The organism is Promicromonospora kroppenstedtii DSM 19349 (genome assembly GCF_000515355.1).
Classification (GTDB): Bacteria; Actinomycetota; Actinomycetes; order Actinomycetales; family Cellulomonadaceae; genus Promicromonospora; species Promicromonospora kroppenstedtii.
On record NZ_KI911724.1, the window covers coordinates 46,104 to 46,933 of the forward strand.

Genomic DNA, 830 nt, shown 5'->3' on the forward strand with positions numbered 1-830 from the left:
GGCGGCGGCGTGCCGCACTCGTCGACGATCCGCTGCGCCACGACCCGCTGGTCCGCCGCGAGCCGGGCGGTCGCGGCCTCCCGCTTGGCCGCGGCCTTCGCCAGCAGTCCCCGCAGGTCGTCCATGCCCTGGCCCGTCTTCGCCGAGACCGCGAGCACGCGCGCGCCGTCCAGGCCGTCCTCGGCCACCAGCCGCTTGAGGTCGGCCAGCATCGCCGACGTCTCCTCCGGCGTCAGCCGGTCCGCCTGGTTGAGGGCGACGACCACCACCTCGGCGCGCCCGGCGAGCGGGCGCAGGAAGCCCTCGTGCAGCGCGGCGTCGGCGTACTTCTGCGGGTCCACCACCCAGACCAGCAGGTCGGCGCGCTGCACCAGGCGCTCCGCGCGCATGCGGTGCTCGGTCACGACCGAGTCGTGGTCGGGCAGGTCGAGCAGGACGAGGCCGGTGGTGTCACCGGCCGGGGTGCGCCGGCGGAAGGGACCGCGGGCTGAGGCGGAGGTGGAGCCCTCCGCTCCGCCGGTCGAGCTTGTCGGGACCTCACCACCGGTCTCAGGGGTCTCGGCGGGCTCGACCCGCGAGGAAGGTCCGGCCGGCGACGGTCCGCTGCTGCCCGCGCCGACATGGTGCCGGCGGCCGACCTCCAGCCAGTCCAGCAGCGGGTCCGCGCCGTCGCCCCAGACGGCGGCCATGGGGTGCGACGTCGTCGGACGCCGCACGCCCGGCTGCGCGATCGCGAACCCGGCCACCGCGTTCAGCACCGACGACTTGCCCGACCCCGTGGCCCCGGCCAGCGCGACGACGGTGTGCTCGGCGGACAGACCGCCGCGCTC

1 protein-coding gene is annotated in these 830 nt (G+C 76.6%); it reads right to left on the minus strand.

Annotated features, from left to right (window positions below):
* On the minus strand, positions 1 to 830 hold an 830-nt coding region (locus PROKR_RS37530), incomplete at both ends, for a dynamin family protein (RefSeq protein ID WP_036966923.1).